Below are 25,100 nucleotides of genomic sequence, written 5' to 3' on the forward strand. Positions count from 1 at the left end.
CAAGTGTGGCGTTTCGCCAAGCCAAAGCCTAGCGCCATTTCATGACGCCCAGCACGTTGGAATAGTCATCGGTCCAAACCCGGGTCTTGGCCACCTCCGCCAAGGGCTTCCAACGCTCGTCGTTCTTCAGCCGGCTCAGGTCGGTGCCGGGGCGCACCAGCACGGCCCAATGTGAAGGCTCTTTACCGATGTCCTTTTCCTCAAAAGGATCTTCGAAATGATACCCGATCAGTCCGGCATCGGCGGCGAGCGCCGCAACGACTGGAGTCAGTTCGAGATAGCGATTGGAGATATTGATGGCCAGGACGCCGCGAGGCGCCAGCTTAGCCAGGTACAGGGCCAAGGCTTCACGGGTCAACAGGTGGAGCGGAATCGAGTCCGAGGTGAAGGCATCCATGATGATCAGGCCATACTCGCCATCGACCGCCTCGCGTAGCCGCAATCGAGCGTCCCCGGGGATGACCCGGATCTGAGCCAATGAACATCCGTTGAGGAACCGAAAGAGATTAGTGTCCTGGGCAATGCGGATCACCGCCGGATCGATCTCATAATAATCCCACTGTTCTCCGGGCATCGCATGCCCGGCAATGGCTCCGCAGCCCAGGCCGGTAACCGCCACTCTTGGGCCCAGGTTCAATGACTCATGCAGCCTGAAGACCCGCCCCAATGGTCCGGACCGATGAAAATACGTCAGCGGCTCGCAGCCCCAGTCCGGTTGCACGCGCTGGCGCCCGTGAATGGTGTTCCCATGCACCAACCGATGCGAGTAGCCACCCGGATCCAGGGTCACCCGCGAAACTCCGAAGAAGTTGCGCTCCGTGTAAAGCGCCCGCCCGTGAAGACTAGGCATCGAGGCCGAGCAGAGGAGAACGGCCCCGATGCTCAAGGCGAACCGCAGCGAGCGGTCAGCCGCCGCCATGCTGACCACCATCCCGACGGCAAATAGCAGGATCCGCCGGGGATAAGGATCGAGCATCGGACTGCGTTCGGTCCAAGCGATCAAGCCACCCAGCACAGCCGCGATGGCGAGCGGAAAAGCCCAATCGATGGTTCGCGTTCGGGTCGGTATGGGGAGGGGCTGTGAGTCCCGCTTGGCATCCACGCGAAACAGGCAGGACAGCACGATCGCCAGCGGATACTCCACAATCCCGCTAAAGATCACCGGAGCCAGCAATGCGTTAAACAGCCCGCCCACCACCCCCCCTACGGACATCCACAGATAAAACTCCGTCAGCGATTCCGTCCCGGGCCGGTCATCCGCCAATCGGCTGTGGCAGAGGAGCGCGGCCATGAAAAAGAACACCAGGTGAAGCCCTAAAATGATCAGGATGGGATGCGTGGCTTCGGTGAAAATCTGAAACATCAGGCCCACCACCGCAAAAGGAAGGAGGCTGCTCATGCGCCGAACGGACAACAGCCGTCGCTGCGCAAAGGCGAAGATAAACGTGGTCAGATACAGAGCCAAAGGGAGGATCCCCAACAGAGGTATGCTGGCCACCTCGGTGGTGGTGAAGGTGGTGAGACCCAGCATCAGGCTCGAAGGAACCGCCGCCATGGCGACCCAGGACAGGCGCCGTCGCCAGCTCAATCCCGGAGCAACGGCGTCCCGCCGACCCGCGGCATCCGGATTCGCTTCCGCAGACTCACGACGCATCCATCCGCTGCGCCAGGCACACAGTCCGATCAACGGAATTAAGGCCACGTATCCAACCGCCCACGCCTGGCTCGCCATCCGGAGGGTAAAATAGGGTTCAACCAAGACCGGAAAGGCGAAGAGCGCCACAAAACTGCCCAGGTTGCTGGCCACGCTGAGGTAGTACGGATCCTTCGCGGTCTGATGCCCGCTCTCCGAGAACCACCGCTGCAGCAAGGGACTCGTGCTGGACAAAATAAAGAACGGCAGCCCAACGACGCGGAGAAGAGTGACGAGCAGATGCCAGGCCTGGTGCTCCACGGTCATGTCCGCCGTGATCCGAACCCGCTCGAGCCCCAGAGGCAAAAACGCCAGCGCCGCGATCAGCAGCGCCGCATGGATTGCCAGGCGGGTCCATGGCCCGAACCAGCGCGACACCAAATGCGCGTAAGCATACCCAGCCAGGAGCATGCCTTGAAAGAACAGCAAAGCGGTTTGCCAGACGGCCGGAGCTCCGCCAAACACCGGCAGGAACATTTTCCCCATCAGGGGCTGCACGAAGAACAGCAGCAGAGCGCTGAGAAACAAGGTGGCACCAAACAATCCGATCATAACAAGAAAAACTAAACGCCCATCAGTGCGTGCCCAGGGCTTCGATCATGCGCGCCACCAGCGCGGTCCAGCCCGTCTGATGATTGGCCCCTAACCCGCGACCAGTGTCCGCATGAAAGTATTCATGGAAGAGGACCAATTCCTTCCAATGGGGATCGTCGGAATATGCCGATTCCTCCCCATGGCAAGGACGTCGTCCGGACGCGTCCGGAAGAAACAACCGAGTGATCCGACGGTGAAGCTCCGTAGCCACCTCCTGCAGATTCATGAACTTGCCGGAGCCCACCGGACACTCCACTCGCAACTCGTCGCCATAGAAATGATGATAGCGCTCCAGCGCTTCAATGATCAAGTAGTTCACCGGAATCCAAATCGGCCCGCGCCAGTTGGAGTTGCCACCGAAAAGCCCCACGGTGGACTCCCCCGGGGAGTAGTCCACACGGAACTCCTGCCCCTCCGCGCGAAAGACATAAGGATGACTTTCGTGGATCTTCGATAAGGACCGAATCCCGAACGGAGAGAGAAATTCACGCTCATCCAACAGGTAGCGCAAGACGCGCTCGAGACGATGCCTCGACGGGATGGACAGGAGGTAGCGCCCGGCACGATCAGCGGTGGGAGGCTGATGGCTGATGTGACGTGCCAGCTTGCGCTCATGCGCCAGGAACCATTTCATGCGCTTGCTAAAGCCCGGGAGGTTGACGAGCACCGATTCCTCCAGCAGCTCGCAGGCAAACAACGGGATCAGTCCCACCATGGAGCGAATTTTCAATGGAATCACCCGACCCTCGACATGAATCTGATCGTAGTAGAAACCGTCCTCCTCATCCCACAGCCCGGAGCCGCCAAGCGTGTTGATCGCATTGGTGATCGCCACGAAATGTTCGAAGAACTTGGACGCCATGTCCTCATATTCCGGCGCCCGCTCGGCCAGCTTGAGCGCGATGGAAAGCATCGTTCCACAGTAGAACGCCATCCAGGCAGTTCCATCCGCTTGCTCCAAGTGTCCTCCGGTGGGCAGCGGTTTGGATCGGTCGAAGACACCCACGTTATCCAGCCCCAAAAATCCGCCCGCGAAAATGTTCCGTCCCGACACGTCCTTCCGATTCACCCACCAGGTAAAGTTGATCAGGAGCTTTTGGAACACTCGGGCCAGGAAGTCCCGGTCCCGCTCGCCGCGCCGACCACAGATCTTGTAAAGCCGCCAGGCAGCCCACGCCTGCACCGGGGGGTTCACATCGCCAAAGGCGAATTCGTAAGCGGGAAGCTGCCCGTTGGGATGCATGTACCATTCGCGCAGAAAGAGCAGGATTTGGGACTTTGCAAAATCCGGATCGACTCGCGCCATGGCGACGACGTGAAACGCCAAATCCCAAGCCGCATACCATGGGTATTCCCACTTGTCCGGCATCGCGATCACATCGCGGTTAAACAGATGCTGCCAGTCGGCGTTCCGCCCCGCCAGCCGCTCCCGGGGCGGTGATGGCTGTGCTGGGTCCCCCTCCAGCCAGTCCTTGATCACATAGTGATAGAATTGCTTGGAGTGTAGCAGCCCGGCATAGGCTTGACGCCAAATTTTGAGCAGTTCCCCCGACACTCCCGCCGGCGCGATCGTTCGGTAGAAGTCGTCAGCCTCCTGGATGCGACGCGTAAAAATCTCCGCAAACGTGCCGTCGAGGCGCCCTGCTCCCCGCTCCGCGGAGGCCGATAGCCGCAGCCGCAGTTGCACGTGCTTGCCAGAACCAACGCTCAGTCGATACCAGACTGCTGCTTTGGTCCCCTGGCAGTCTGGATTCACAGCCTCCACGTCTCCGTGAACCACTCGGCGGTGAAAGGAGTCCTTCAGATAGGGACGGTCGGGCTTGGAACCAAACAGAACCTCCGGGTTCGTCTCGTTCTCCGTGAACATTAGCTCCGGAGCTCCCGTCTCCCCGGAGGAATCAAAGGCCCAGCAAAACTCGCCTAACGTGGGGTGCGTGGCCTGAACCATCCCCCGTCCGTCGCGCTTGAGCGAGGGTTTCGGCACCCCCGCGCCCTCATCACTGCCCCAACTCCAAATGTTCCGGAACCACAGCGTGGGCAGCAGGTGCAGTTCAGCCGTCTCGGGCCCGCGGTTAGCCACCGTGATGCGGATCAGGATATCGTCCGGCCCTTCTTTCGCGTATTCGGCCGTCACGTCGAAATACCGGTCCTGCTCAAAGATCCCCGTATCCGCCAGCTCATATTCCGGTTGTTCGCGAGATCGGCGGCGATTCTCCTCCACCAGTTGGGCGTAGGGAAACTCCTGCTGGGGGTACTTGTAGAGGCTGCGCTGATACGAGTGGGTGGGGGTGGAATCGAGATAGTAATAGCATTCCTTGACGTCCTCCCCATGGTTCCCCTGGGGCCCGGTCAGTCCGAAGAGTCGCTCCTTCAAAATGGGGTCGCGACCGTTCCAAAGCGCGATGGCAAAGCAGAGTCGGCATTCCCGGTCGGTCAGGCCCAGCAGCCCATCCTCACCCCATCGATAGGCGCGGCTGACTGCCGCCTCGTGGCCAAAGTAATCCCAGCATTCACCGGTGGCGGAATAATCCTCTCGCACCGTCCCCCACTGCCGTTCGGCCAAATAGGGGCCCCACCGTTTCCAGTTGCGCAGCCGCGCCTGGTCCTCCCTCAATCGCAGGTGCTCCGCGGTGTTGCTTCCGTTCTTCGGCATCCGAGTTCCTTCCCTAGTCCATTGTCCCGGTCGATCTGCTTCAAAGTCCAGCGTGGGTCTCCACCCACCGGGCAGAGAGCCAGAGCGCATCCGAGAGGCGGTTGAGATAGATGAGTATGGCGGTGTTTCCCGGGTCATCGCCCGCCCACAAGGACGCAATACGACGTTCCGCGCGCCGGCAGGTAGTCCGTGCCACATCCAAGGCAGCAGAATCCAAAGTGTCCCCCGGGGTGGCCCAACCTTTGAACGATACCTTCTGCGCCTCGATCTCGGTCACCCATCGATCCAGTCGATCCGTCAGTCCCAGCGAGAACAAATGGTAGCCATCCTTCTCGTAGCGCGACAGATCCTCCGGCAACGTAGCCAGCTCGCCCATCAGGATCACCAGGTCCTTCTGAGTGGCCAAAATGGCGTCCTTGATAAATGCATGCGCCGTCGAGGCGCGGGCCATCCCCAGCGCTGTGTTGAGTTCGTCGACAGAACCATAGGCTTCCACTCGGGGATGATTCTTCGGAACCCGTCGATTGTACATCAGTCCGGTCGTTCCGTCATCGCCGGTTTTCGTCGCTATGCTCATCAGCAGATAGTCTCAGTTCCACGAACAGCCGTGGGTTGGCTTGGTTGCGTTGAGAGCCTAGCGAGGAATTCGGGGAACGCAATGCCTTGGACCGGGATTCTGGATTCATGGGCTCCACAGAGTTTCGGCCTACCTCGTGTACGCCTCACGTCTAGCAGGAAGATTTAGGGGTATGGAGGAGCGCGGGCTGCCGCACTCCACATCTGTCACCTGCGCCGCGAAGTGTCTGGGACTACTGCAGCCCTCTCCAGCTTTTCGGTGCTTCCGGAAGGGGATCCCAGCTCGACAGAGTCGCGCCCTACCCCTTAGCATCGACCCCATGTCCATGACGGAATCACACGCGATCAGTCCTACGCTCGTTGCGGAGCTGCGACGTATCGTCGGGACCGAGCACGTGATTACCTCCGACGCCGAACTCTTGGTCTATGAGTGCGACGCCTACACCCTGGAGAAACAACTGCCGCAGATCGTAGTACTCCCGGGCAGCCCGGAAGAGGTGGCGGCCGTCGTGCAGGTCTGCGCGCGAGAGCGATTGCCGATCGTCCCACGCGGTGCCGGAACCAGCCTCAGTGGCACGGTCTTGGCCGTGACCGGCGGGGTGATGATCTCCCTCACGCGGATGAATCGGGTTCTTTCCCTGGATCCACGCAACCGTCGGGCTCTCGTGGAGGCCGGATGTGTCAACGCCTGGGTCACTCAAGCCGCCAAACCTCACGGCTTGCTGTATGCCCCGGATCCCTCCTCCCAAACCGCGTGCACCATCGGAGGCAACGTCGGCACCAATTCTGGGGGTCCCCACACCCTGAAATACGGGGTCACGACCAATCATGTTCTGGGCTATGAACTCGTCCTTCCCAGCGGTGAAGTCGTTTGGTTGGGCACAACCCCAGAAGGTGGGGAACAGATCGACGGGCTCGATCTGCGGGGAGCTGCGATCGGCACCGAAGGCATGTTCGGCATCGTCACGCGGGTGCTCGTTCGTCTGATCCGTGCGCCACAAGCCTTCAAAACAATGCTGGGGATTTTCGAAACTGTCGAACAGGCCAGCCAAACTGTCAGCGACATCATCAAGGCCGGGATCGTACCCGGTGCCATGGAGATGATGGATCAGCTGATCACCCAGGCGGTGGAGGCTGCTTACCATTTCGGATTCCCTCTGGATGCTGGAGCGGTGCTGATCATCGAACTCGACGGCCTCGCCGCCGGGCTGGAATCCCAGGCGCGGGAGGTCGAGTCCCTTTGCCATCGCAACGGCGCCCGCCAGGTACGCATCGCCCAAAGTGAACAGGAACGAGCGGAGCTTTGGAAATGTCGCAAGCGCGCGTTCGGCGCCATCGGGCGGCTCAGCCCTAATTTCATCACGCAAGACGGCGTGGTTCCCCGCTCGAAGCTGCCCGAGATGATGGCCTTCATCCAAGATTGCAGCCGACGCCACCAACTGCGCATACCCAATGTCTTTCACGCAGGGGACGGAAATCTTCACCCGCTTATCCTCTATGATGAACGCGACGCCGATCAGGTGAAGCGAGCCCTCCAGGCCTCCGATGACATCCTAACTCAGTGCGTCGAGTTGGGCGGAAGCGTCACCGGCGAGCATGGAATTGGGGTCGAAAAGATGGATTTCATGGCCAAGCAGTTCTCTCCCGATGACCTGGCCGCCATGCAGCAGCTGCGTCGCGTCTTCGATCCCGACCTGCGCTCCAACCCGCACAAGATGTTTCCGAGCTCCAAAAAGTGCGGCGACTTCAGCCCCAAACGCCAAGCCTCCGCCTGAAATGTCTCGACGCCAGCAAACTCTGATACCGGCCGATGTGGCTGAGCTTGCCAGCAGCCTGGCTCAAGCTCATCAGGACCAGTCTTGGGTGGGCATTCCCAATCTCAAACACCTCAACCGGCTACTGGCGCATGTGCCCGAGGACATGACAGTAACCGCTGAGGCGGGAATGACCCTGGCCGACTTGCAGGCCCACCTCGCTCCGCATGGCCAGTGGGTGCCTATTGACCCCCCTCGGCCGGAATCCCTGACCATCGGCGAACTTCTCGCGTTCGACCGCAGCGGGCCGCGACGCCTGGGCTACGGCGGCATTCGCGATCACGTAATCGGCATGCGCGTCGCTCTAGCCGATGGACGGGTCGTCAAATCGGGAGGGCAAGTGGTCAAAAACGTCGCCGGATTCGATCTGCTCAAGTTGTTCATCGGTGATCATGGATCGCTGGGGGTGATCGTGGAAGTCACCTTCAAACTCCTGCCCCGCCCGCGGGCATCGGCCACCTTCGATCGTGCCTGCTCCAATCTCGAGACCGTCAATGCCGCCCTTGAAGCGCTCTGGCACTCCCCACTCACTCCCGTCGCCACCGATCTCTATCACTTCCGTCCCGATCCACTGCTCACTCTCCGTGTGGTTCTGGAAGGGATGCCGGAGGACGTCGCTTGGCAGGACGCGATGATTCGCGACTTGGGATTTCAGCCGGCCGGAGCCGAGGATCTGGAGAACCGTTTCTGGCAACGGTTCTCCAGCTCGGTGGTTCACTCTCGTTCGGTGCTTCCGTCGCGTCTGACCGAATCCCTGGCTGACTTGATGTCCGACGACTTCCTGGCTCGCGCAGGAAATGGGCTTATTCTAACGCCCGCCGCACTCCCGTTGATCAGCCGCGGGTCGGCACCCGAGCTGTCACGACGGGTGAAGGAGGCCTTCGACCCGCACCACCTGTTTCCGGAGCTTCCAGCATGAGTTTCAACTTTTCCTTACCCGCTTCGCCGAAGTCTCGTTTCCTCGACGACCAAAAGGCACTGAGCTGCATTCATTGCGGCCTGTGCTTGTCGTCCTGCCCCACCTATCTGGTAACGGGCAATGAGAACGATTCGCCACGGGGCCGGATCTATTTGATGCGGGCGCTTCAGGACGGCCGACTGCCCTTGCACGAGGACAGTGTCAGGCACCTCGATTTGTGCCTGGGCTGCCGGGCGTGTGAGGCGGTGTGTCCTAGCGGTGTGCCATACGGAGAGCTGCTCGAGCACACGCGCGAACACATCGAGAGCCATCACTCCAGGTCCCCATGGCAAACGTTCCTGCGACGGGTTGCCATCGAGAAGATCTTCCCGTTCCCCGAGCGCATGGAAATCGCGCTGGCGCCCGCGCGGGCGCTTAAGGCGCTCGGCGTCACCGCGTGGCTGCCTCGCCCGGTCCAGGAGGCCCTGTCACTCATCCCCCGCGAGGTGTCCCGGGCGGACTTGCCGACGACCAGTCCCGCGAGCCATCCGCCACTCGCGCGCGGCCGGGTGGGGTTTATCAATGGCTGCGTGATGTCCGTGATGTTCGGTCAAACCCATCGAAACAGTGTTCGCTTGTTGAACCAGCTCGGATACGAGGTCGTCACGCCGCCGGACCAGCCGTGCTGTGGAGCGCTGTTTGCTCACGGCGGCAACCTGACCGCAGCTCGCGATCTCGCGCGCAAGACCATCGAGATCTTCGAGCGCCAGGACTGCGATCTGGTTGTCATCAACGCGGCCGGATGTGGCTCCACGCTCAAGGAGTATGGGCATCTGCTGTCGGCGGATGCGGCCTGGGCTGAACGAGGCCGACGGTTCAGCGCCAAAGTCAAAGATTTGAGCGAGGTCTTGGTCTCAGGGCTGCCAACCGGTCCCGTCCCCGTCAGGAACAGCGAGTCTATCGGCGCCTTGCGAGTAACCTGCCACGACGCTTGCCATTTGGCCCACGCCCAACGGATCACCGCCCCTCCGCGTCGCTTGGTGCAATCGGTGGCCGGCGCCAACTACGTCGAATTGCCCGAGGCAGATGTATGCTGCGGGAGCGCCGGCAGCTACAATCTCACCGAGCCCGGGATGGCCGGCCGGCTTCAAGATCGAAAAATCCAAAACATTCTCAACTCGAAAGCCGATATCGTCGTCACCACCAACCCCGGCTGCTTGCTGCAAATGCAGGCGGGCCTGGCCAAAGCAGGCGCCGACCGCATTCGCGCCCTGCACCTAGCCGACTTTTTGGTGGAATTCGGCGGCGCAGGTTGTGAGTCTCCATGACTGTTGCCAGGAGCAGGATCCCCGCTACTTCTCGCTTGTGTCCCGAAACAGAATCCACAAACACTGCCCGATGATCACTTACTGGTTGCGAAGCATCGTCGCCGCAGCACTTTGTCTCGGCGTCAACGTCACCATCCTCTCATCAACCGCACTGGGCGCCAACTCCTACGCCGAGAATCCAGGGGCAGCCGGCAACGGCGCCTTCACCATCGGCCCTGACTACACCATCGACCCAGACCTGGTAGACCAAGGCAATCCCAAAGGCAAAGCCTTCGAGTTCACCCTGCGATTGGCTGACAGCAAAATCTTCCGCGGGGACGACGCCACGCTGGAGCCGGCTCAAAAAGCAGTCCGGACGGAACGTAAAATCTTCGTTTATATCCCCGCCGCCTACCGAGACGGCAGCAAGGCCGCGGTGCTCGTGACGCACGACGGGCCCAGCCAGCTGAACCTGGTTCGCAACGCCCTGGACAACCTCACGGTCTCCAAGAACCCGGACCGAAAACTCCCAGCCTTCCTGGTCATCGCGGTCGAGAATGGTGGGAACGATGGTAAGAACAGTGAACGGGGTCTCGAGTATGACACGATGTCCGATCGGTTCGCCCGCTTTATCAACGACGAAGTGTTCCCGGCGGTGCTGGGCAACGCGGCGATCAAGGCCGCCTATCCAGGTCTTGCGATCACCGACAACCCGTGGGGTCGGGCCACCATGGGTTGCAGTTCGGGAGGGGCCGCGGCGTTGACCATGGGATGGTTTCGTCCGGACCTATTCCGTCGGATCATTGCCTATTCAGGCACCTTCGTGGACCAGCAGGATGACGACGCTCCGGAAGAAGCTAAATACCCCTATGGTGCCTGGGAGTATCACTCCAGCCTGAAGCTCATCCTCAACAGTGAGAAGAAGCCGCTTCGCATTTTTACGCACGTCTCGGAAAATGACCTACGGGCCAAGGACCCGGAATCGACCCAACACAATTGGGTGATGGCTGGCGAACGTACTCAGTCCGCCCTTCAAGCGAAGGGCTACGCGCATCGTTACGTGTTCTCACGCGCCACTGGCCATTGCGATCGCAAAGTCTTCGAGCAAACGCTGGCGGATACCCTGGTCTGGATCTGGAGAGGTTACCGTCAGGAGTAATTACTCCAGCGAAATAGCTTGCTGCCCCTTCCGATGCGCGGGTAGTGTCGCTTCAGCGTCGGAGCGTAGCTCAGCCTGGTAGAGCACTTGGTTTGGGACCAAGACGTCGCAGGTTCAAATCCTGTCGCTCCGACCATTCTCCCTTCCCTTCCCTGATCTCGCGGTATTAACCAGCCCCGTTCGCTAAAGCAGAACCGCTTCGCCTGGAGTTCGCAGCTCGCACGGATGGGCAAAGATCTCAGGGAACTGTCTCATCACTCTGAGAACGAGTGCGATCTCCCATTACCTAGCCTCAGAACCCCTCTCCTGGATCCGTGTCCTCCATAAAATCGGTGGGTGAGTCCGTTCCCCCTGCTAGCTTTAGTCCCTTTGGTCGGCCAGGGCCCATAGAGATTCCGCAAGCCGACGGAAGAGATCGTATGCGGTACAAACAAAAACCGGCGTCCTGATCAAAAGACGCCGGTGGCTATTGGAAAGTCAGAACTACTTGAGCTTCTTGACGCTCAGTGCCAGACGGGATTTTTTCCGGTCGGCCTTACCCCAATGAACGACTCCATTCTTGGCCGCCTTATCGAACGCGGAGGCCACTTCGCTCAACGCCTTCACGGCTTCCTCTTTCTTGCCTGTCTTGAGGGCGTCGTTCAAACGACGTTCCAGGGTCTTCAAACGGCTCTTCGAGCGGCGGTTAGTGGAGGCGCGACGAGCGCTGTTACGCACGCGGCGTTCGGCTGATTTCGTATTCGGCATAGCTATTTATCAATCACGACTCTTGTAAGAGGGCGCATTTGTATCGGATTTCACGGAGTTGTCAACGATCTGAATCGCGAATTTCACCGGTTTTGGCAGCCCAGCTCCATGAAATCCGTTGAACAAGCCCAATGTCTCTGCTATTCAGAACTTCAGAATCAACAACCCTCAAGAAGTAAACCATATGCCCATTCATCCGTTTGCCACCCGCTGGCGAGGTCGTGCTCTCGCTTTCGGTCTGAGCCTAATCTCTTCGTCCGCTCTGCTTGCCCAGGATTCCGAGCCGCCTGTCGTCGAAAAAGCTCAACGACTGGGCTTCCCCAACAGCATCACGGTCACCTTCAACGAACCCGTCACCCCAGCCTCGGCCGGGAACAAGGCCGGCTACACCCTGGATAACGGTGCCGCCGTCCAAACGGTGACGGTGCTGGCTCCCAATTCCGTGCGTTTGACCACCACCGGACTTGCCGAGGACTCCGTGTACACTCTCACGGTCAACGGCCTCGTGGATCTCGCCACGCCTCCCAACACCCAAGCTGCAGCTCAAAGCTTGCTCGTGAACAATGCCCAGGGGTCGATCTCCCTGCGCACCTACACCGGACTGTTTGGGGGTAGTATCGAGTCTCTGGTCGCGGATCCCAAATTTCCGGACAGCCCCGACCTGGTCAGCTATGCGACCACCATGGAGAACTCCGAGAACACCGCGATCGTCGGCTACCAAATGGCCGGGTATCTGCATCCTCAGCAAAGCGGCATTTATGTCTTTTACATCTCCGGGAACAACACCACCACCCGGCTGCTTTTAAGCTCCGATGCCGATCCCAATAACAAGATTGAGCTGATTTTGGGAGGAACCACCGGAGTGCAGAATTTCAGCGCGCCCTCCACGGAAGTTCTCCTCGAGGCCGGCCAAAAGTACTACATTGAGGCTCTCGCCAAGCGCGTGTGGGGCGGCGGATCCTTCCACGTGGGCTGGCAGTATGAGACCTGGGCAGAACCGCAGCTGATCACCGGGGAACACCTGTCGTCACTCGCCCCATCGGGCCCCGTCAGCATCCCGACCCCTCCCTCGGCCACGACCACTTCAGTCGGCGGCACGGTTGAGTTGACCGTCGGCGCTGCTGGCACGCCTCCCTACACCTATCAATGGCGGAAGAATGGCGGAGCCATCTCAGGCGCAACCGCGGCAAGCTATCGCATCGCCTTCGCGTCGGTGGAAGACGCCGGGGACTACACGGTCGAGGTCAAGAACGCCTTCAGCTCAGCCATCTCCGCCCCCGCTAAAATGACCGTCCAAGGTGGAAGTGGTGTGGCCGGCCCTCACCTGGTCTCGGCTGGCAGCTTCGCCGGCGGGCCGATCGGTGTTCAATTCGACACGACCCTGGACTCCGCCAGCGCCGCTGATCTCGCCAACTACCGTGTCTTCGCCAACGGCAAGGCCTACCCCATCACCAAGGCTACAGTCCGAGCCGATGGCCGATCGGTGCTCCTGGAATTCGTCGGAAACGACCTGCCAGATCCTTTCACCGTAAAAATCGAAGGGGTCAAGAACAGCCAAGGGGTCGCCATGGGCGAGGCCGGGTTGATCCTGGGAAGCCGGCTCGACCTCACACTCGAGGACATCGGCGGTCCCATCGAGTCGGGCAGCGCCGTCAGCACCAAGGGCGGCAGCGTGGAGGTGATTGCCGGAGGCCTGCGCACCTGGGACAACACCGACTCTTTCAACTTCATCTATACCGAGCGCACCGGCAACTTCGACGTCAGTGTCCGGGTGGATAGCGTCGAGCAACTCGGGGCGAAGGGCGGCGATCCGAAGGCAGCCCTCATGGCCCGTGCCGACACCACTCCCGGCAGTCAGAACGTCTCCCTGAACGTGGTTGCGACCCGTGGCTATATCGAATATCTCAATCGACCAAATGCCAACGGCGGAACCACCGAGTTCAACCCGAGCACCAGCCCCGGATTGACCTTCCCCCAATGGATCCGCCTGCAGCGCGATGGCGATGTCTTCCGAAGCTTCCGTTCCGCGAACGGCAAAGACTGGACCGTGATCAGCGAAGGCACGGTCGTCATGCCGGAGGCTATCCTGGTCGGCTTGAACACCAACCCCGACATCAATGAAGCCGGCGCCCGCCTCAAAGTGCAGTATTCCAATCTGTCTCTCGCCCCCGCTGATCAAGGTTTCCAATGGACGGACATCGGCGACCCCGCGCCCATCACAGCGGGTAAAGTGAGTTTCGGAACCGAACCAGGCGAAGTAGAAGTGGAAGCCGGCGGCCTCCGCACCTGGGATAACACGGATTCCTTCAACTTCGTCTACAAGGAATACACTGGCGACTTCGATGTGAAAGTCCGGGTGAACAGCGTCACTCAAAATGGCACTCCCGGCGGAGACCCCAAGGCGGCGCTGATGGCTCGGGCAGATCTGACTCCGGGCAGTCCCAACGTCTCGCTCAACGTGGTCGCCACCCGTGGCTACATCGAGTATCTGTACCGTCCCAACGCCAATAGCGGGACGACCGAGTTCAGTCCCAGCACCAGCCCGGGCCTGACGTTCCCTCAATGGATCCGGCTGCGCCGCAGTGGGAATAAGTTCATCAGCTACCGTTCTACGGACAGCCGGAACTGGAGCAAGGTCAGCGAAGGTGAAGTCGGCCTGCCCGAAACGGTGCTGGTCGGGCTCAATACCAACTCTGACATCGACAAGGAAGGCTCCAGCCTTTCAGTGAGCTACAGTGGGCTGGGCAATGTCTCTTCCAAGATCACCCTGGCTGACCAAGGACTAGCCGCCGCGGACATCGGCGGGCCGATTGAGGCGGGCTATGTCACCACTCCCGACGGCTGCGGCGATATTGATGTCGTCGCGGGCGGATTGCGCACTTGGGACAACTCCGACTCCTTCACCTTCGTCTACGAGCCCAAACAGGGCGATTTCGACGTTCGAGTCCGCGTCGACAAAGTCGAGCAACTCGGAGCGCCCGGAGGCGATCCCAAGGCTGCCCTCATGGCCCGGGAGAACATCGAGCCTGGAAGCCCCAACGTCTCGCTGAACGTGGTCGCCACCCGCGGCTACATCGAATACCTCTATCGTCCGACTCAGAACGGAGGCACGACCGAATTCAACCCGAGCACCAGCCCGGGCCTCACCTTCCCTCAGTGGATCCGCCTCAAGCGCGAGGCGAACACCTTCACGAGCTTCCGCTCGACAGACGGCTTCACCTGGACCCAGATCAGTTCAGGCGAAGTCTCGATGGCCGACGAAATTTTGGTGGGATTGAACACCAATGCGGATCGCGACGAAGCCGGGTCCTTGCTGTCGGTGCAGTATCGGGATTACGGCCCGGTGCCCGCCCAACGCCCCGCTCCGTCTTTGAGCGCGGTTCGAGGCCCCGCTGGCTTCGTCCTGTCCTGGCCGGAGGCCGATACGGGCTTTGTGCTGGAAGGTAAAGGCTCCATTACGGATCCGATCTGGAACACCGTTCCGGGCGCGCCCGCCGTGGTCAACGGACGCTACACCGTCACAATCCCAAACACGGCTCCCGCCGCCTACTTCCGCCTGCGCCAGCCGTAAACGCAGCACGCGGGTTAATCCAATATCTGTTCTCGAGGGCACAGACGAACCGTCTGTGCCCTTTTTTATGGTGTGCAGCCCCGCCCGTGCCGGTTAGGTTGGTGGCAGCGCGATCTCGCGATTTACATGATTCGATGGCTCTCGACGTGGCTGATTCTCGGCAGCACGGCCCTATTACCGGCCGTCGAAGCGGCTTCTGCTGCCGTCGAGAGCCGCCAGCCGCTTCGAATCCCCGCCCAGGGCGCAAGCGGATTTCTGCGCCTCGAGCCGAGCAGCGTCGGGATCCATCTGACGAATCGGCTCAGCAACACGCTGTCAGCCCAGAACCAGATCTTGCTCAATGGATCCGGCGTGGCGGCAGGTGATGTGGACGGCGACGGCCTTTGTGACCTGTATTTCTGCACGCTGACGGAGGGGAACCGGCTCTATCGGAACCTGGGGGATTGGCGCTTCGCGGACATGACCGCCACGGCCGGGATTGCCTGCGAGGGACAGTTTTCCACAGGCACCTGCCTGGCGGACCTGGATGGCGATGGCGACCTCGACCTGCTGGTCAACTCCATCGGCGGCGGCACACGCTTTTTCCAGAACGATGGAAGAGGCAAGTTTACCGAGCAACCTGATGCCGGATTCCAGCGCCGCGGTGGAAGTCATTCCATCGCCGTGGCCGATGTCGACGTTGATGGCGATCTGGATGTCTACATCACGAACTATCGCACCACCACGGTGCGCGACAACCCAATCCGGGTTCGGCTTCGACAGGTGAACGGCAAACTCGTGGTTCCTCCGCCTCACGAGGATCGTTTTTTGGTCCATATCACCGCCCCCGGCAAAGGATCATTAATTGAGTTAGGCGAGCCGGATGTGCTGTATCGCAACGAGGGAAACGGCAAGTTTACTCCCCTGGATTGGACAGGCGGCACTTTTCGCGACGAGACCAACCAACCGCTGACTCAGGCGCCACTGGACTGGGGCCTGTCGGCGCTTTTCCACGATCTGAACGGTGACCTGCGTCCCGACCTGTATGTCTGCAACGATTTTTCGTCGCCCGACCGCCTGTGGATGGGCGGCGTCGATGCCCACCTCCACGCCGCACCGGCTCGGGCATTGCGCCATACCAGCTGGGCTTCCATGAGTGTGGATGTAGCGGACCTCGACCGCGACGGCTTCCCCGAACTTTTTGTCTCCGACATGCTCAGCGCCGACCTCAGCCGGCGCCAAACGCAGCGCGGGAATAGCTCACCCTGCGTCCAGCCCGAAGACGAACAGTGGGACCGGCCGCAGTATCTTCGCAACATGCTGTTCTGGAATCAGGGCAATGGAACCTTTGTCGAGATGGCACCCTTCGCTGGGGTCGAGGCCAGCGAATGGACCTGGGGTGCCGCCTTTCTCGATGTGGATTTGGATGGCTACGACGATTTGTTGTTGGCGACCGGACACGGCTCGGACATGCAGGACTTCGATGCAGCGGAACGCATCGCCCAGTTGCGAGCGCAGGACCCTCAGCTCCCCGCAGCCCTCCTCATGACGAATTACCCGCCCCTTCAACCACCGAATGTGGCTTTTCGCAACCGCGGAGATCTGACCTTCGACCCTGCCGGGCCGGCGTGGGGATTCGATCGCCCCGGCATCACTCACGGTGTCATCCTCGCCGACCTCGATAACGATGGAGATCTCGACGTGGTGACGTCCGACCTCAACCAATCGCCTGGACTCTACCGGAATCAGTCCGTCGCGCCGCGCATCGCGGTTCGGCTGAAGGGCAAGGGGAAGAACACCCAAGGGGTCGGCGCCCGGATCCGGTTGCTGGACCCCCAAGGCGTTCAGCAGAAGGAGATCATCGCGGGTGGTCGTTATCTCTCGGGCGATGAAAGTCGGCGCGTTTTCGCGGCCAATTGGCGGGAAGGACAGACAGCCCGCCTGGAGGTCCACTGGCCGGGAGGTGCCGTCTCTCAGGTGGCTGCTCTCGAACGGAACCAGCTCTATGTCATCGACGAACTCGGCGCCGCTCCACCCGTCAGCTCCCTGGTTGCAGCTCCATCTTCAGCGGGGTTTTTCGAAGCGCTTTTGTCGAACCCGTTACCTGCACACCAAGAGGCTGCCTTCGACGATTCGTCCGTCCAACCGTTGATACCCTGGACGCTCAGCCAGCGCGGCCCAAGATCTCTCGCCTTCGACGTGGATCAGGACGGGTTGGAGGATCTCGTGCTCGGCGCCGGCCGCGGGGGCTCTCCTTCGGTGTGGCTCAATTCTCCAGAGGGCAAGTTTTCTCCCCTGCCCTTGCCAGAAGGAGTTTCAAGCCTGCCTGGTGACGTGACCGCCATCGCTGCGTTCGTGACCAGGGCCGGAGAGTCTCTGATTCTGCTCGCGATCGCTCGCGATGAAACCACGGATCCCGCGGGCTCCCAAATCCTCGAACTTCGAGTTCGAGAGCGCACGGTGACTTTCACGCCCTGGGCTCACCCTCTGCCCATGAGCGCAGGAACACTGAGCTTGGCTGATGCGGACGGGGACGGAGATCCCGATCTCTTCGTTGGGGGACGAACTGTCACCCGGCATTACCCCGATCCCGCGCCATCGCAATGGTATCGGAATGACGGAGGTAGCTTCGTTCCTGAGACCTTCGGCGTCGACTGGAGCCGCTTGGGTTTGGTCACCGCTAGCGTGCTCGCGGACCTGACCAGGGATGGTCGCCCCGATCTCGTGGTTGCCACCGAATGGGGGGCGCTGCGGTTGTTCGTGAACACCGGTCAGGGGTTCGTGGAACGAACCCAGCCATCGGGGCTGGGAGCCTGGAAGGGGCTCTGGACATCGCTCATCGCGGTGGATCTCGACCGCGACGGAACGCCGGAACTCGTGGCCGGCAATCAAGGCCGAAACCAGCTCTGGAACCGCTTTCTTGAACATCCGCTGAGACTCTACTATGGGGATATCAACCAGAGTGGAAGCTGGGCCACGCTCCTGGCCGTGCGTCCGCCGGGATTCGATCGTTACTTTCCACTGAATGATTTGAGCGCCCTCAAGAACCAGGTGCCGCGCATAGGGCAGCAATTCACCACTCATGCCGAGTTTGCCAGGCTTTCCATGGACGAACTCTGGCGGGCAGCCGAAGTTCCCGCCCGACATGTCGAAGCCAACATCCTTGACCATGGCGTGTTCCGATGGCGGGGCGAGCGAGTTGAATTCCATCGGCTCCCCACGGTCGCCCAGCTGAGTGTTCTCAACGACCTGGCGGCCGCGGACTTTAACTCCGATGGGAACCAGGATCTTTTTCTGGCCCAAAATCGGGAAGCCTACGGGCCTGACACTGTCCGGCAGGATGCGGGCCGGGGATTGATACTCCTCGGAGATGGACAGGGAGGTTTCTCCCCCAGTCGCGCCGGCCAGACCGGCATTCGGAGTGATGGGGTCCTAACGTGCGTGAGTGTCGCCGATTGGAATCGCGATGGCAAAGCCGACCTGCTTCTCGGCGAACCCAACCGACAGCCCCAGCTCTACCTCAATCGTTGGCCTACCGCTCAGAAACCCTCGCCCAAACCCTGAACTCTTGCTCAACACGAAACCTGTGGAGTAGTTCAGAACTTAGGTTCACCTAACTTTGTTTCTTGCAACTGTTCCGAGACTTGATTAGATCGATCTCATGCAATTCAGCCAAGCGTGTGGATACGGTCGGGTTCTGACCCTCGGCTTCCTCGTGGCCGGCTCGGCAACGGGGCATGAGTCCGGTGATCGGGCAGTGGAAGCGATCAAGGACAATTCGATTCTAGTGGAGGAGGCCTACAATCAGGAGCCCGGGATCGTGCATCACTTATTGCTGATGGGACATCATGTGCACCGCATGGGCAGCACGGACGATCGTGAATGGCAGTTCGCATTCACCCAGGAATGGCCACTCGCCAGCGAGCGGCACCAGATTGCCTACACGCTTCCCTACTCAATTCTGGAGGACCGGTCGGGCTCTACGAGCGGTCTCGGCGACATCGCGCTGCACTATCGCCTTCAGGCACTCTTCGAGCAGGATTCTAGTCCCGCCGTCGCGCCTCGACTCAGTCTGATTCTGCCCACCGGCAGCGCGCGGCGCGGTTTGGGAGAAGGTCGGCTCGGATACCAGTTCAACCTCCCGTTGAGCAAAACTCTTTCCGATCGCTGGGCCATACACGGAAACGCCGGGTTTACAACCTTTCCCGGCCTGCGTGGGCGCGACCCGATCACACCGCACCTCGCCGGCAGCCTCGTCTACGCCCCCCACCGCCAGTTGCATCTGCTTCTCGAAAGCGTGGGGGCTTGGACGCAGACGGTGGACGCATCAGCCGCAGTGCATTCCACCTTCGAGTGTGTTATCTCGCCGGGGGCGCGCTATGCCGTGAACTGGGGCGATTCGCAATGGGTGGTGGGAGTCGGTATCCCGGTTGGGATCACCCGGTCGGCACCGGATTTCGGCGTCTTGCTGTATCTGTCTTGGGAACACTCGTTCCTCCGAACCCCCGAGCCGCCGCGGTAAACCAAGGCGGCCTACCTTCAGCCGCCTCACACCGCTCGACCGTCCACCGCTGCGCCGGCCGCTTTCCTTTCCTCTTTCGCCCGCTCCTTTTCCCAGTCGGCGGTTTCATTGCGTCCCTCCATGCGATAGTAGATCAGATTGGCCAGTCCGATGGCGAACGGGATGAGTCCAAAGATCGCGCGCTGAGGCGAACCCTTGCCGCCGTAGTAGATGCTGATGCCGAGCGAGATTCCAACAAACACCCAGATGAGCCCGCGGCGCAGGTAGCGACGGGGATGAGGGGTGACTTCGTGATTACGAAACAGTCCTTCCGGCCACGGGGGAAGATCCAACCCTTTGTCAATCGCTGCTACGCGCTCTTGGTGGATCGCTGAGTAAAGTTGCTTCTTCTTCAGATATTCGAAGAAGAAGAGCAACATTGGGATACTGCAACCCATTACAATCGCGATGATCGGGATCAGAAGAGCTAAGGTCGATTCGTCCATAGTGGTGTGCTTTATCTAGTTCAAATCCCGCCGTCGGGATCAAATGTTCAGCCCTTCCGACTCCTGATCATGGACAAATGTTTCAGTCTTTTGAAACAAAAGCGAACCGGCGCGCGTCGTGTGTGTCGACGGGTGTGGATGGTCGCGGCTGATGATTCCGGAAGACGACATTCAAAAACTACTGCAAGAGAAGCACTACCAAGCCGCATTCGAGCACCTCGTGGAGCGAATGAAGCTCAAAGTCTTTCATCTATGCATGGGGATTCTTCGGGACGAGGCTTCGGCGCACGACGCCGCCCAAGATTGCTTCGTCAAGGTCTGGCGCGGCCTCTCTGGCTATGGGGGTCAGTCAGCCCTCTCGACGTGGGTGTATACCATCGCTCGAAACACCTGTCTGAGCGAGCTGCGCCGACGTGCGTATCGGGTGTCGATTTCCCTGAACGAGGAGGGCGCGGAGGAGATTGCCGACCCAAATTCGCCCCCTCCCGGAGAGGGGACACCACGGCTCCAGACTCAGGAGATGGCCTCGCTACTGGACCGGCTCTCCGAGAGACATCGGCGAGTGCTCAGGCTCTACTACTTCGAGGACTGCTCCTACGAAACGGTTGCGGAGATGCTGGCAATCCCACTGGGAACAGTGAAAACAGATCTCTATCGCGCCAAAAAGGAACTGCTACGTGAATTTAACCGGAGTCAAACCCATGAACTGCGCACGCGTTGAACAACTGATGCTTCTTCAGGAAACCCTACCCGGCCCCGCCGTGGAGCATCAACTTACCTGTCCCCGGTGCCAAGCTCTCACCTTACAGCTTCAGTCGTTGGACCAGAGCTTGAGGTCAGCCCTGTCTACCCCTGCACTGCCCAGCGATTTTGAGAGCCGGCTCATGATGCGTCTCGAAAGCCTTGCGGCACGCCAACGGCGAGCCATCAGCCGCGAGGAACTGATGGCCGAAGACGCTCGTCATTGGAACCAGTTTTCCGGATACTCTGGGCAGCAGATCCGTCGAGTCGGGCTGGAGTCGCTAGCCTCGGTCACCTTGGTGACACTGGTGCTCATGGGGATTTCCGCCCGGTTCGACGCTCTCCTCCCCACCGGCCTCCTGGTGGAATCCATTCCGCTCACGGCACCTCAGGTGGCGAGCTTCTTAGGCTGGGTCACCCTCTGTGGCATCAGCGCGGTTTGGTCGACCTGGCGGTTCCGTCAGCAAACCTAACCCCGTGGTAGTCGGAGAACGTCCACTCAGCTAGATCTCCAACCTGCCGACCTCCCGGATGGCCTGATTGCAATACCACTTCACCGCTCCTGACATGGGCGGATCCAGCTGCTCCAGTTCGTCCGCAGTACACCACCGAATGTCAAAGTGCTCTTCGACGGCACAGCGAATTTCGCCCCCTTGGGGCCGCGCCCAATAAATCATTCCGATGTGCTCATGGGTCGGATTGATCCGATGGATATCCAGAAACCGCGGAGCGATCAGAGCGCGTGTGCCCGGCTCGGTGGTCGGGGGACGCTCCCCCACCAACTCGACATCCAGCCCGCTTTCCTCCTTAGCCTCCCGAAGCGCGGCAACTTCCGGATCTTCATCTAGCTCGATATGCCCCCCGAGCGGAAGCCACTTGAGGAGCTTGCGATGATAAATCACCAGCACCTTCCTCTCGTGCACCACAAAGATGGCGACCGTAAAATCAATCTTCTCGTGAATATGAGCCATGCCCAGCAAGTGCAGCCTGGCCAGCCCTGAAGTTTCAATGCAAATCGACCCTCTGGTTTTGGATTTTAGAGTTTGGATTTGCGATCGCGGAAACGAAGGGTGTCAACCCTCTGTCGTTCGCCACTCGCCACTCGCCACTCGCCACTCGCCACTCGCCACTCGCCACTCGCCACTCGCCACTCGCCACTCGCCACTCGCCACTCGCCACTCGCCACTCTTCACTCGAGAATCCAACTACTCTCCCCTTCCCTCTTCCATGGCTGTTCTGTTAAACCAACCCCATGCATATTCGATCGGCACGTGTTCCTGGACTGCAGTTCCTGGCCCTGCTCGCATTTCTGACCGCGCTCAGCGCGAAGAGTGAGGAACTTTTCTGCGCGCACTGCATGCGCAATGCCTGGCTCGCGACAACGGATGCCAAAGGCGGGCGGCAGTACGCCCCCAGCCGCGAGATCGACATCAAGCACCTGATCCTCGATGTCATCCCCGACTTCAATCGCAGCTCGATCGAAGGCACTGCGACATTGCGCTGGTCGCCCATCGCGAAACCCCTTACCCAGCTTCGACTCGATGCGGTCGATCTGCGGGTGCAGTCGGTCACCTCCAGCGAGCCCATCCAGGCATGGCAGTCGACCGATACCCAGATCGAAATCACCTTCTCCAGTCCCGTGGCTGCGGACAAGGCGGCTGAGGTGGTCATCCGCTACTCAGCCACCCCGCGAAGAGGACTCTATTTCAGGACTCCGGCAGAAGGCTATCCCGCGGCTGACAGCCATCTCTGGACCCAGGGGGAACCGACCGAGGCTCGTCATTGGTTCCCTTCCTTTGACGCTCCTAACGAAAAGTTCACCAGCGAGGTGATCTGCCATGTGCCGTCCGATATGGTCGCGCTCTCGAACGGCAAACAGTTGTCATCAGAACTCGATGCGAACACCGGGCTGCGCAGCTTCCGCTGGCTGCAGGACAAACCTCACGTGAATTACCTCATCGCACTGGCCGCCGGGCACCTCAAAGGCATCGAAGAAAAGTACCGCGACATCCCGCTTGCCCTCTACACGCCCGCCTCTCAGATAGCCAACGCGCGCAACACTCTCGCGGGAACCAGCGACATGATGGCTTTCTTCGAAAAGGAAATCGGAGTGGCGTATCCCTGGGACAAGTATTATCAAGTGGCGGTCGCGGATTATCATTGGGGTGGCATGGAGAACACGACTCTCACCATTCTGAACGATGCCACCCTGTACCCCGACGGCTTCGAAACCCTCCGCAGCAGCGAAAGTCTGGTCGCTCATGAACTCGCACATCAATGGTTTGGCGACCTGGTCACCTGTAAAGATTGGAGTCATCTCTGGCTAAACGAAGGGTTCGCTACCTACTACGACGCCCTGTATCGCGGGAGCAAGCATGGACCTGACGAACTACTCTATATCATGTATCAAAGCGCGAAAGGCATCGTCGCGGTTCCCGATGACCGATTGCCGATTGTCCATCGAGGGTTCTCCTCGCCCGAGGAGCAATTCAGTTTCCGGGCCTATCCTAAAGGCAGCTGGATCCTTCATATGCTGCGCCACCAATTAGGCGAAGATCTCTATCGCAAATGCGTTCAAACCTACGTCGAGAGGCATAAGTTCGGAGTCGTTGAGACGGAGGATTTGGTCCGTGTCATCGAGGAGCTGTCGGGCCGTTCCTTCGACGCCTTTTTCGATCAGTATGTCTACCACGCGCAACAGCCCGACCTCCGCATCACTTACGAATGGCTGGAGAAGGAAAAACTCGCCAAGGTCAGCGTAACCCAGAACCAGCCGACGTCCCCGGAAGTGCTGCTCTTCCAGATTCCGGTCAAGTTCCGCTTCGGCGGCAAGGCGGGCACGGTGGATCGGGAATGGACTCTGAAGGACAAGAGCGCGGAATTCTATGCTGCCCTGTCCGAGAAGCCGGACTGGGTCCGGTTCGATCCTGAGTTCTCGGTCCTCGCCAAGGTCTCCTTTGATCTGCCTTTCCCGCTCGTGGCCGCTCAACTCGCCAACGGCTCTGATCTGATCGGCCGCCTCGAAGCGATCGCGCAACTGGCTCGCAAAAAGGATTCAGCCTCGGTCGAGCTGCTCAAAAAAGTGCTGCTCAACGATTCCTTCTACGGCGCCCGCATCGAGGCATCCAAGGCACTTCGGCAGATCGACACTCCGGATGCACGTTTGGCACTTCAGTCCGGTCTGGCGCAGGGGGACGCCCGAGTCCGAGCTCAGGTGCTCAATGATGTCACGCGTCCTTATCGTGAGGAAAGCCTGGGCCAGGCGCTACGGACCCTAGGCCAGGAAAAAAATCCCGACATCCTCGCCTCGGCGATCCGAAGTCTCGGCTCCTATTCCCGCCCCCAGACTCGCGACTTCCTGCTGGCGTTCTTGGCCACTAACTCATATCGAGCCGTCCTGTCCGACGCCGCCGTTGTTGCGATGCGACAGCAAGCTGATCCCTCCTACATCCCGCCACTGCTCGCCGCGGTGACATCCAACCAGACTAGCTGGCCGACTGCCAGTGTCGGAGCGGCGCTGGAGGCATTGGCGTCCCTCGGCAGGTTGCAGGAGGCCAAAGCCGAAGTGCGGGACTATCTCTCCACCTTTCTGGACGCCCCTCAGGATCGGCTGCAGATGGCCGCCATCCGGGCGTTGGGTCAGCTGGGCGATCCGGCGGCGCTTCCCGCGTTGGAAAAATTCATCGACCTTCCTAAAACCTCCAGGGTTCGTCAGACCGCGGATGCGGCTCTGACCGAGCTCCGGACTCAGCGCAAACCCGGAGTCGATCTGGGCGACGTTAGAGACCAGGTGCTTTCTCTCCAGCAGGAAAACAAAGACCTGAAGCGCGACTTGGAGACTCTCAAGAAGAAGGTCGAAGCCCTGGCCGCACCGGCGGACAGTCCGTCATCCACCAACGCAGCTAGCAAACCGAAGTCGGCGCCGCGTTCCCGGCCTCCAGTCCCCACACGCTGACGCTAGGAAAGCCCGCGTCCGACAGTTTTGGCAGGAGGCTAACCATTGCGGAGTGCGGCAGCCTTCTGCCGCTTTCGTCCTAACAGCGGAGCTGGAATCCTCCTCCCACGGGGTGAGAAAGCTGGAGAAGTATAGAACCTGGAGAAGTATAGAACTCCCTCAACGACAGGGTGAGCAACGCCCACGCAATCAGGGACAGGCCACTCCGATCCCCAGTGCCCTAGGCGCGCCCGTAGAAAGAGCGAGGATCTGAACCAGGGACAGGCCTGAATGGCAGTTAGTTAGCGCTTCGAAGAAATGCGGTATTTGGGACCGAAGACGCTGTTTTTGTAGTATCGGTTTCGATGGGAAATTTCGCGAAACGTTCTCCGATGTTTCATCAGGAGCGGATAAGGCTTAGGTCTGC

The 25,100-nt window shown here is 60.2% G+C and carries 16 protein-coding genes and 1 tRNA gene; 11 read left to right on the plus strand and 6 right to left on the minus strand.

The features are described 5' to 3' along the window. Positions 1-28: 28 nt before the first annotated feature. The 3 genes from JNN07_19175 to JNN07_19185 are packed head-to-tail and all read right to left on the minus strand — an operon-like array spanning position 29 to position 5,517. A complete protein-coding gene (locus JNN07_19175; GenBank protein ID MBL9169868.1) occupies positions 29-2,245 on the minus strand; it encodes a fused MFS/spermidine synthase in 2,217 nt (738 codons plus the stop codon). A 22-nt stretch (positions 2,246-2,267) separates the two neighbouring features. Then, complete coding sequence (locus JNN07_19180) at positions 2,268-4,940, minus strand: glucosidase (GenBank protein ID MBL9169869.1); 2,673 nt, start codon at positions 4,938-4,940, stop codon at positions 2,268-2,270. 40 nt (positions 4,941-4,980) lie between these two features. Then, a complete protein-coding gene (locus JNN07_19185; GenBank protein ID MBL9169870.1) occupies positions 4,981-5,517 on the minus strand; it encodes a cob(I)yrinic acid a,c-diamide adenosyltransferase in 537 nt (178 codons plus the stop codon). 325 nt (positions 5,518-5,842) lie between these two features. Between JNN07_19185 and JNN07_19190 the strand changes: the two genes are divergently transcribed. From JNN07_19190 to JNN07_19210, 5 genes are all read left to right on the plus strand, one after another. Beyond that, on the plus strand, positions 5,843-7,291 hold the full coding sequence (locus JNN07_19190; protein ID MBL9169871.1) for an FAD-binding protein: 1,449 nt from the start codon (positions 5,843-5,845) through the stop codon (positions 7,289-7,291). A 1-nt stretch (position 7,292) separates the two neighbouring features. Next, a complete protein-coding gene (locus tag JNN07_19195; GenBank protein ID MBL9169872.1) occupies positions 7,293-8,249 on the plus strand; it encodes an FAD-binding oxidoreductase in 957 nt (318 codons plus the stop codon). Further along, positions 8,246-9,556 (plus strand): (Fe-S)-binding protein, encoded by a 1,311-nt coding sequence (locus tag JNN07_19200; protein ID MBL9169873.1) that lies wholly within the window; start codon positions 8,246-8,248, stop codon positions 9,554-9,556. Before JNN07_19195 ends, JNN07_19200 begins: the two co-directional genes overlap by 4 nt. Positions 9,557-9,626: 70 nt before the next feature. Further along, a complete protein-coding gene (locus JNN07_19205; protein ID MBL9169874.1) occupies positions 9,627-10,694 on the plus strand; it encodes an esterase family protein in 1,068 nt (355 codons plus the stop codon). Positions 10,695-10,753: 59 nt separating this feature from the next. Further along, positions 10,754-10,830 (plus strand) — tRNA-Pro (locus JNN07_19210). Between the two features lie 347 nt (positions 10,831-11,177). Here the strand turns inward: JNN07_19210 and JNN07_19215 are convergent. Beyond that, a complete protein-coding gene (locus JNN07_19215) occupies positions 11,178-11,441 on the minus strand; it encodes a 30S ribosomal protein S20 (GenBank protein MBL9169875.1) in 264 nt (87 codons plus the stop codon). Positions 11,442-11,625: 184 nt separating this feature from the next. On the opposite strand from JNN07_19215, the gene JNN07_19220 reads away from it, so the two are divergent. The 3 genes from JNN07_19220 to JNN07_19230 all read left to right on the plus strand — a co-directional run bounded on the left by JNN07_19220 (position 11,626) and on the right by JNN07_19230 (position 19,513). Then, positions 11,626-15,012, plus strand: coding sequence for an immunoglobulin domain-containing protein (locus tag JNN07_19220; GenBank protein ID MBL9169876.1), 3,387 nt, complete (start codon positions 11,626-11,628; stop codon positions 15,010-15,012). 126 nt (positions 15,013-15,138) lie between these two features. Then, complete coding sequence (locus JNN07_19225) at positions 15,139-18,555, plus strand: VCBS repeat-containing protein (protein ID MBL9169877.1); 3,417 nt, start codon at positions 15,139-15,141, stop codon at positions 18,553-18,555. 97 nt (positions 18,556-18,652) lie between these two features. Further along, positions 18,653-19,513: a transporter gene (locus JNN07_19230; GenBank protein ID MBL9169878.1), complete on the plus strand. Its 861-nt coding sequence runs from the start codon at positions 18,653-18,655 to the stop codon at positions 19,511-19,513. A gap of 26 nt (positions 19,514-19,539) precedes the next feature. Here the strand turns inward: JNN07_19230 and JNN07_19235 are convergent, their stop codons facing one another. After that, positions 19,540-19,998, minus strand: a complete 459-nt coding sequence (locus JNN07_19235) for a hypothetical protein (protein MBL9169879.1) — start codon at positions 19,996-19,998, stop codon at positions 19,540-19,542. A 151-nt stretch (positions 19,999-20,149) separates the two neighbouring features. Between JNN07_19235 and JNN07_19240 the strand changes: the two genes are divergently transcribed. Beyond that, positions 20,150-20,719: an RNA polymerase sigma factor gene (locus tag JNN07_19240; GenBank protein ID MBL9169880.1), complete on the plus strand. Its 570-nt coding sequence runs from the start codon at positions 20,150-20,152 to the stop codon at positions 20,717-20,719. After that, entirely contained in the window at positions 20,700-21,212 is a 513-nt protein-coding gene (locus JNN07_19245; GenBank protein ID MBL9169881.1) for a hypothetical protein, read from the plus strand. The genes JNN07_19240 and JNN07_19245 overlap by 20 nt, the downstream gene beginning before the upstream one ends. A 30-nt stretch (positions 21,213-21,242) precedes the next feature. Here the strand turns inward: JNN07_19245 and JNN07_19250 are convergent, their stop codons facing one another. Then, positions 21,243-21,710, minus strand: coding sequence for an NUDIX domain-containing protein (locus JNN07_19250; protein MBL9169882.1), 468 nt, complete (start codon positions 21,708-21,710; stop codon positions 21,243-21,245). A 281-nt stretch (positions 21,711-21,991) separates the two neighbouring features. Here JNN07_19250 and JNN07_19255 point away from each other — a divergent pair, with 281 nt between their 5' ends. Further along, positions 21,992-24,694, plus strand: a complete 2,703-nt coding sequence (locus tag JNN07_19255; GenBank protein MBL9169883.1) for a HEAT repeat domain-containing protein — start codon at positions 21,992-21,994, stop codon at positions 24,692-24,694. Positions 24,695-25,100 lie beyond the last annotated feature (406 nt).

The organism is Verrucomicrobiales bacterium (genome assembly GCA_016793885.1).
In the GTDB taxonomy this organism is placed as follows: Bacteria; Verrucomicrobiota; Verrucomicrobiia; order Limisphaerales; family UBA11320; genus UBA11320.

What these genes read in the sequence shown, in the direction of transcription:
- JNN07_19175 (MBL9169868.1), bottom strand. Translation starts at nt 2,245, where the DNA reads ATGATCGGATTGTTTGGTGCCACCTTGTTTCTCAGCGCTCTGCTGCTG.
- JNN07_19180 (MBL9169869.1), bottom strand. Translation starts at nt 4,940, where the DNA reads ATGCCGAAGAACGGAAGCAACACCGCGGAGCACCTGCGATTGAGGGAG.
- JNN07_19185 (MBL9169870.1), bottom strand. Translation starts at nt 5,517, where the DNA reads ATGAGCATAGCGACGAAAACCGGCGATGACGGAACGACCGGACTGATG.
- JNN07_19190 (MBL9169871.1), top strand. Translation starts at nt 5,843, where the DNA reads ATGACGGAATCACACGCGATCAGTCCTACGCTCGTTGCGGAGCTGCGA.
- JNN07_19195 (MBL9169872.1), top strand. Translation starts at nt 7,293, where the DNA reads ATGTCTCGACGCCAGCAAACTCTGATACCGGCCGATGTGGCTGAGCTT.
- JNN07_19200 (MBL9169873.1), top strand. Translation starts at nt 8,246, where the DNA reads ATGAGTTTCAACTTTTCCTTACCCGCTTCGCCGAAGTCTCGTTTCCTC.
- JNN07_19205 (MBL9169874.1), top strand. Translation starts at nt 9,627, where the DNA reads ATGATCACTTACTGGTTGCGAAGCATCGTCGCCGCAGCACTTTGTCTC.
- JNN07_19215 (MBL9169875.1), bottom strand. Translation starts at nt 11,441, where the DNA reads ATGCCGAATACGAAATCAGCCGAACGCCGCGTGCGTAACAGCGCTCGT.
- JNN07_19220 (MBL9169876.1), top strand. Translation starts at nt 11,626, where the DNA reads ATGCCCATTCATCCGTTTGCCACCCGCTGGCGAGGTCGTGCTCTCGCT.
- JNN07_19225 (MBL9169877.1), top strand. Translation starts at nt 15,139, where the DNA reads ATGATTCGATGGCTCTCGACGTGGCTGATTCTCGGCAGCACGGCCCTA.
- JNN07_19230 (MBL9169878.1), top strand. Translation starts at nt 18,653, where the DNA reads ATGCAATTCAGCCAAGCGTGTGGATACGGTCGGGTTCTGACCCTCGGC.
- JNN07_19235 (MBL9169879.1), bottom strand. Translation starts at nt 19,998, where the DNA reads ATGGACGAATCGACCTTAGCTCTTCTGATCCCGATCATCGCGATTGTA.
- JNN07_19240 (MBL9169880.1), top strand. Translation starts at nt 20,150, where the DNA reads ATGATTCCGGAAGACGACATTCAAAAACTACTGCAAGAGAAGCACTAC.
- JNN07_19245 (MBL9169881.1), top strand. Translation starts at nt 20,700, where the DNA reads ATGAACTGCGCACGCGTTGAACAACTGATGCTTCTTCAGGAAACCCTA.
- JNN07_19250 (MBL9169882.1), bottom strand. Translation starts at nt 21,710, where the DNA reads ATGGCTCATATTCACGAGAAGATTGATTTTACGGTCGCCATCTTTGTG.
- JNN07_19255 (MBL9169883.1), top strand. Translation starts at nt 21,992, where the DNA reads ATGCATATTCGATCGGCACGTGTTCCTGGACTGCAGTTCCTGGCCCTG.